Below are 6,276 nucleotides of genomic sequence, written 5' to 3'. Positions count from 1 at the left end.
TGCGGCCTGAGTTTTTTAAGTGACGTAAAATCGTGTTGAGGCCAACGCCCATAATGCGGGCAGTTGCCCGGCATCCAACGCCATTCATGGCCATATCAATGATTTTCTGGTGCGTACCGGGTTGAGAAGCGGTGTAAGTGAACTGCAGTTGCCATGTTTTACGGCAGTGAGAGCAGAGATAGCGCTGATGTCCGGCAGTGCTTTTGCCGTTACGCACCACCCCGTCAGTAGCTGAACAGGAGGGACAGCTGATAGAAACAGAAGCCACTGGAGCACCTCAAAAACACCATCATACACTAAATCAGTAAGTTGGCAGCATCACCGGCGCCGTTATTAAAGCGCGCGCCGGTAATTTTATAGGAGGCGCCCGCCTGATGCGCCTGGGCGGCGATCTGCGCTTCCGCCGCGTCCAGGGTAGAAGCTGAAGCGGTAATGGTCTGCGCGAAGCTGCCGAAAGAGATCAGCGAAAGTGCGATAACAGCGACGAAATTTTTGATGGTTTTCATGGTCAGTTCCTTAATGAGTTTTTCAGTTTGTGAGGCGGTTTGCCTCGATGGAGTGATAGTTCGCCTGACGGTGATAATTTAAAAGCTGACATAATTGCTTTACTTAATCAAAAAATATGAATGATTAAACGGCGCGCCTTTTCTGTTAACACCAGGCAGGCAGGGCGATGTGCGGCAAGGAGGGAGAGAGCCCCGATCGCATCAGGGCTTGAGAGCAGGCTGTTCAGTAAAGGGTGTTCTTTAAGCGCTCCGGCAGCGCCTGGTCATAGGCATCGCCGTCTATTTCCGCCTGCGAAAGCTGATGCAGAATTGCTCCCGGACTGGGCAGCCTGTCACGCGCGATCTGCGCGGCGGGATCCCAGAGTTTTGAGCGGATAATCGCCCGGCTGCACTGAAAAAAGACGCTCTCCACCCTAATGCGCAGCACCGTTTTCGGCAGCTGATTGTTGACGGCAAAGCGGGTAAGGAGATCGGGATCGTTGCAGATCTCCGCGGTTCCGTTCACCCGCAGCGTTTCGCCGATGCCGGGTAGCAAAAAAAGCAGCGCCACGCGATTATCGTGTAGAATATTGCGCAGGCTATCGATGCGGTTATTGCCGCGTCGGTCAGGCAGCAACAGCGTCTTCGCATCTTCGATAACGATGAAGCCTGCCGGATCGCCTCGCGGCGAGACGTCAAGCCCGCCCGGTCCCGAGGTCGCGAGGGCCGCAAAGGGCGCCGCCTCGATAAAAGGGCGGTAGGCGGGATGGATATGGTCGATCTCCTTGGTCAGCGAGGGTCTGGCGACCGCGCCATAGATTCGTTCCAGTTCCTCTTCGCAGGTAATGTTTCTCTTTTCATCCGTCATTACGTCACCGCCTCAGTATGCAGGAATGCGCCTTACTCTTTTATACAGCAGCACGCCCGGCGACGCACCGGCTGTCGAGGCTACGCCGGCAACAGCCCGGCCTGAGCGTAGCTCTTCACCAGGCTGTCGAACAGCGCGATATCCGACCGGCCGCGCGCCATCAGCTGGGCGCCCGCGATAGCCGCATAAATCGCCTGCGCCCGACTGTTGCGCTCTTCGTCGCTGGCGATGCCCGCTTCCTCAAGCTGAGCGGCGAGCCAGGCGATATTGACCTCGGCGAAGATCTTCACCTCCTCTTTTACCTGCTCCGGCAGATCGTCATACTCCGCCGCCATAAAGCTCGCCATGCAGATGCGGTTGTCGCGCTCTAGCGAGCGGCGAAAGATCTCGGGGTAGCGCCGCAGACGACTGATCGCATCCGGCTCGCTTTCGCGCAGCGCGTCCAGATCGGCCGCCGTCTCTTCCCAGTAGCGTCTGGCAACGGCCGCGCCCAACTCCGCCTTGCTGGGAAAGTGGTGATAAATGCTTGCCGCCTTAATGCCGACCTCGCTCGCCAGGCTGCGGATATTCAGGCCACTATAGCCATGCGCCTGCGCGCTCAGGCGCGCCGCGTGAAGAAGGGCGTCTTTAGAGGTTTTGCTCATACTCGTTCTCCTGTCAGTTAATGAATATTCTAACATGTGTTAGGTAGGTGTTGACAAGAAGAGGATTAAACCGCTAACTTAAAACCTACCAAACGTTAGATAGGTAATTAATCATGAGCAAAGAGATCTTTTTTTCCGACGCTACCCGCCTTGCCGAACTGATCCGCCGCCGCGACATCTCGCCTGTTGAGGTGATGCAGGCCCATCTTGATCGTATTGAAGAGACTAACCCGCAGGTCAACGCGATCGTCACTGTCGCCGCTGGCGCGCTGGAGGCCGCCCGCGCGGCAGAAGCCGCCGTGATGGCGGGCGAACCGCTCGGCCCGCTGCACGGCGTGCCTTTTACCGTCAAGGACTCGATCGACACCGCTGGCGTGATGACCCAGCGCGGATCGCCCATTTTTAAAAATCGGCTGCCGACCGAAGATGCCACCAGCGTGGCGCGTATCAAGGCTGCCGGCGGCATTCTGCTGGCGAAAACCAATCTGCCTGAGTTCTCATACTGGATTGAAAGCGACAACCTGCTTTCGGGCCGGACAAACAACCCCTGGGATTTAAGCCGTACGCCGGGCGGCTCCAGCGGCGGCGAGTCGGCCGCCATCGCGGCGGGGATGTCGCCGCTGGGACTGGGCACCGATCTGGCTATTTCGGTTCGCGGCCCGGCTGCGCAGACCGGCATTGCCTCCATGAAGGCCACCCACGGCAGCGTGCCGATGACCGGCATCTGGCCGCGCGCGCCGCGCCGCTTCTGGCACGTCGGCCCAATGGCCCGCTCGGTGCGCGATCTGGCGCTCGCCTTTTCACAGCTCTCAGGCCCGGACGGGCAGGACGCCTTTTCCAGCAGCGCGCCGCGCCTTTCTGATGGACTGCGGTTTAACGTCAGCCGACCGCTGCGCATCGGCTGGATGACCGGCCCCGGTTTTGGCCCGATCGATGGCGAGGTGGCGGCCGTGGTCAGGGCGGCGGCGCAGGCGTTGAGCAGTATGGGGATAGCCGTTGAGCAGGTGGGCATTCCGGCGCTGGAGCGGGACGTTGCGCTGGATATTTTCAACCGCATCCACGTTATGGAGATGAAGCCGGCCTTTGCAGCCGCTACCGCAGGGCGTCGACCAGATGAGATCTATAAAATGGCAAAAACCATGCTTTCGCTGCCTGATTCCTCGATGGCCGAGTTTATTGAGGCCGAGCAGGCGGCAGAACGGCTAAAAGATGGCTTCGCCGACTACTTTTCGCGCTACGACGCACTGATCACCCAGGTGCTGCCGATCCCGGCCCATAAGCACGGCGTCGATCGCTTTATCATTGAGGGTCAGAGCGTGGATGCGACCTGGCTTCAGGGCGCGACCGTGCCGCTTAACGTGACGGGGCTGCCCGGCGTCGCGCTGCCTTTTGGCCCCAGTCGCGAAGGGCTGCCGATTAGCGTACAGATTGTCGGCAAATGGCACGACGAGGCCGCAATTCTGCATATCGCCTCGCTGCTGGAGGCCGTCAGCCCGATGAAAGGCGCGCATCCCGCGCTGTAACGGCGAACGGCGCCGTTGCGGCCTGTTATTTCAGGCCGAGCTTGCGGGCCAGACGGTGCAGGTTGCCGGGATCGATCTCCAGCTGGCGCGCGGTTTTGGCCCAGACTTTGCCGCTGTTTTCGTAGACATAGCGAATGTACTCATACTGAAACTGCCGCGTCGCCTCCGCCAGGCTTCTTATCGGCAGCGAGGTCAGCGGCGCGGTCGGCACGCTGCCTGCCGCTGCGTCCGCCGGGGTTTCGCCTTCCAGGCTGAAGTGCTGAGGCAGCAACACGATTTCGCCGCTGCGTGACTCCGCCTGCGCGATAATCACCGCGCGATAGATGGCATGCTCCAGCTCGCGCACGTTTCCCGGCCAGCTCGCCGTTTCGAGCAGGGCGCGGGCGGCCGGGCTGAGGGCGATAGTGCTCAGGCCGAACTTTATTCGGCACTTTTCACAGAAATAGCCGGCAAGCAGCACGATATCGTCGCGCCGCTCCTGCAGCGACGGCACGAACAGCGGGAAGACGCTGAGTCGGTGATAAAGATCCGCGCGGAATTTTCCCTCCGTGACCGCTTTGCGCATATCCATATTGGTCGCCGCGATAATGCGTACATCGACAGTCAGGGCTTTATCTTCGCCCACGCGCTGCAGATCGCCATACTGCAGCACGCGTAGCAGTTTGGCCTGCAGCGAGAGCGGCAGTTCGCCAATCTCATCGAGAAACAGCGTGCCTTTATCTGCCAGCTCGAACTTGCCTGGCCTGTCGTGAATCGCGCCGGTAAATGCGCCTTTGACGTGGCCGAACAGCTCGCTTTCCGCCACGGTTTCCGGCAGCGCGGCGCAGTTGAGGTAGATCAGGGGCTGGGTGGCGCGATGGGAGAGGCGATGCACCGCCTGAGCGACCAGCTCCTTGCCGGTGCCGGTCTCGCCCATAATCAGAACGCTCAGGTCAGAAGGGGCGACCACGGCGATCTCTTTTTTCAGATGGGTGAGCGGCGCGGATTGGCCGACGATCTGCATCTCCTCGCGCTCTTCCGGCCGCCTGTGCGGCGGGATAAACGAGGAGGCGGGCTGCTCGAGCTGCTCCACCAGCAGGGCGTTGTTCAGCGCGCCGGCGGTCAGGCTGGCCAGCACGCGCAGCTCCTCGTCGCTATAATCATCGAACTGGTGCGCGTCCATGCCGTCCAGAGTAAGGGCGCCGATCAGGGTCTGGCCCGCAAACAGCGGCATGCCGACGCAGGCGTGCACATGCAGTTCGCCCTGTTCGGGGATCAAGCCGTCGTAGGGATCGGGCAGATCGTTATCTGCGGGAAAGCGCACCACGTCGCCCGCGCGCGCGATCGCCTCCAGTCGTGGATGCGCATCAAGACTAAAGCGGCGGCCCATCACGTCAGGCGCCAGCCCGGCGGTGGCCAGCGGCCTGAACTGCTGGTTTTCATAGCGCAGCAGGGCGGTCGCGTCGCAGTTCAACGCCTGGTGGATGCCTTTCACCATCTGCATAAAACGGTCGCGCTCGCGCACGCCGTTTTGAATATCTACGGCGAGCGCCGCCAGGGTGTCGACTGAGAGAGCCATGTAGTCACCTGTACAGGGAGTGTCTTAATAACAATAGAAAGGCTTGTTATAAATACAATGCTTGTTTTCTCTTTTGACCAGAATCAATAGCTTAAGAAATGGCACGGAATATGCCTTATTAGCGTAGTGAATAACGCTAAGGAGCAAACCGATGTCCAGCCACGCAACGTTAAAAGCGCTCAGCGCAAAACAGATCAAAGCCGCTGCCAACGCCCTGCGCTGGGCGGCGTTCGGCGGCCGCCGCGGACCCGATTTTACTTACTATCAGGCCTCGCCGGACCGGCTTCATTTCGAAACCGAATATGACGGACGCAAAGCCTGGGTAGACTTAGATATTCCCTATACGCCGTTGTCGCTGCTGATCGCCGGTTCGCTCCTGCTACAGCAGCTTAATACTTATGTCGGGTGAAACCATGACGCATCTGGACGAAGTGATTACCGCGGTCGACGCCGCCATCGCCAACAACGTGATTCGCGAGATGAACGAACTGCTGTGCGAACTCAGTGAGGATAGCCGGCTGACGCGCGAAGAGCGCTTTGCCCAGCAGCAGCGCCTGCGCGTTGCGGTTTTTAAGCACAGCACCGAGAAACACGAGCTCGCCGAGCAGCGCCGGGAATGGCTGACGCGCGGCGGCATCATCAGCTAGAGGAGGCCCACCATGGCTCACACCATTCCTGAACATTTTGTTCATACCCGCTCCACGCCTTTCTGGAAAAGAGAGAGCGTGCCCAACGCGCTGTTAACCCATCACAACACCAAAAAAGGGGTCTATGGCCGGCTCTCGGTGATGCGTGGCGCGGTGAACTATTTCGGCTTCGCCGGCGAAAACGAGGCGGAACCCGAGATGACGCTAACCATCAACGCCGGTCAGTTTGGCATTAGTCCGCCGCAGTACTGGCATCGCATCGAACTGTTGACCGAGGACACCTGCTTTAATATCGATTTTTTCGCCGACCCCGATATCGCTCTTGAGGGCGAAGGGTTTGCGCGCGAGGTGCATATTCCTGCGCGCTAGCCAGCGTTATGACCCTGGCCCGCTTCGGCGGGCTTTTTTGTCTCTGCCACATTGTGTTTAAGACAATGGCATGTGAATAAAACACGCTTTCTTATTGTCTTTTAAACAGCGTATTAAATTAATATGCATATAAATCAATAAGATAAAAACTGGCATGTCAGATGCAAAGCAGTAAGGGAATC

9 protein-coding genes are annotated in these 6,276 nt (G+C 59.0%); 4 read left to right on the top strand and 5 right to left on the bottom strand.

Features of this window, described 5'->3' with window-relative positions; all coding sequences use genetic code 11:
- The 4 genes from JS46_RS23420 to JS46_RS13185 form a co-directional block, all read right to left on the bottom strand.
- The coding region (locus JS46_RS23420; RefSeq protein ID WP_001407255.1) for an IS1-like element transposase at positions 1-268 on the bottom strand (268 nt) is incomplete at its 3' end.
- A gap of 28 nt (positions 269-296) precedes the next feature.
- A complete protein-coding gene (locus JS46_RS13195; RefSeq protein WP_033751909.1) occupies positions 297-506 on the bottom strand; it encodes a DUF1471 domain-containing protein in 210 nt (69 codons plus the stop codon).
- A 223-nt stretch (positions 507-729) separates the two neighbouring features.
- Positions 730-1,353, bottom strand: coding sequence for a pyridoxamine 5'-phosphate oxidase family protein (locus JS46_RS13190; RefSeq protein ID WP_033751905.1), 624 nt, complete (start codon positions 1,351-1,353; stop codon positions 730-732).
- Between the two features lie 80 nt (positions 1,354-1,433).
- Entirely contained in the window at positions 1,434-1,997 is a 564-nt protein-coding gene (locus tag JS46_RS13185) for a TetR/AcrR family transcriptional regulator (protein WP_033751904.1), read from the bottom strand.
- Positions 1,998-2,110: 113 nt separating this feature from the next.
- Here JS46_RS13185 and JS46_RS13180 point away from each other — a divergent pair, with 113 nt between their 5' ends.
- Complete coding sequence (locus tag JS46_RS13180; RefSeq protein WP_033751901.1) at positions 2,111-3,520, top strand: amidase; 1,410 nt, start codon at positions 2,111-2,113, stop codon at positions 3,518-3,520.
- Positions 3,521-3,545: 25 nt separating this feature from the next.
- Here JS46_RS13180 and norR read toward each other — a convergent pair whose 3' ends face one another.
- Complete coding sequence (gene norR, locus JS46_RS13175) at positions 3,546-5,078, bottom strand: nitric oxide reductase transcriptional regulator NorR (RefSeq protein ID WP_033751899.1); 1,533 nt, start codon at positions 5,076-5,078, stop codon at positions 3,546-3,548.
- Between the two features lie 151 nt (positions 5,079-5,229).
- On the opposite strand from norR, the gene JS46_RS13170 reads away from it, so the two are divergent.
- From JS46_RS13170 to JS46_RS13160, 3 genes are read left to right on the top strand one after another with little or no spacing between them, the layout of a single operon-like run.
- Positions 5,230-5,487, top strand: a complete 258-nt coding sequence (locus tag JS46_RS13170; protein ID WP_033751897.1) for a hypothetical protein — start codon at positions 5,230-5,232, stop codon at positions 5,485-5,487.
- A 4-nt stretch (positions 5,488-5,491) separates the two neighbouring features.
- Positions 5,492-5,725, top strand: coding sequence for a DUF2526 family protein (locus JS46_RS13165; RefSeq protein ID WP_033751961.1), 234 nt, complete (start codon positions 5,492-5,494; stop codon positions 5,723-5,725).
- A gap of 12 nt (positions 5,726-5,737) precedes the next feature.
- A complete protein-coding gene (locus JS46_RS13160; protein ID WP_033751895.1) occupies positions 5,738-6,094 on the top strand; it encodes a DUF1971 domain-containing protein in 357 nt (118 codons plus the stop codon).
- The last annotated feature ends 182 nt before the right edge of the window (positions 6,095-6,276 follow it).

Source organism: Pantoea sp. NGS-ED-1003 (assembly GCF_000738765.1).
Lineage (GTDB): Bacteria > Pseudomonadota > Gammaproteobacteria > Enterobacterales > Enterobacteriaceae > Pantoea > Pantoea septica.
The sequence above is the reverse complement of the archived record's forward strand: the minus strand, read 5'-3'. Positions and strand labels throughout refer to the sequence as shown.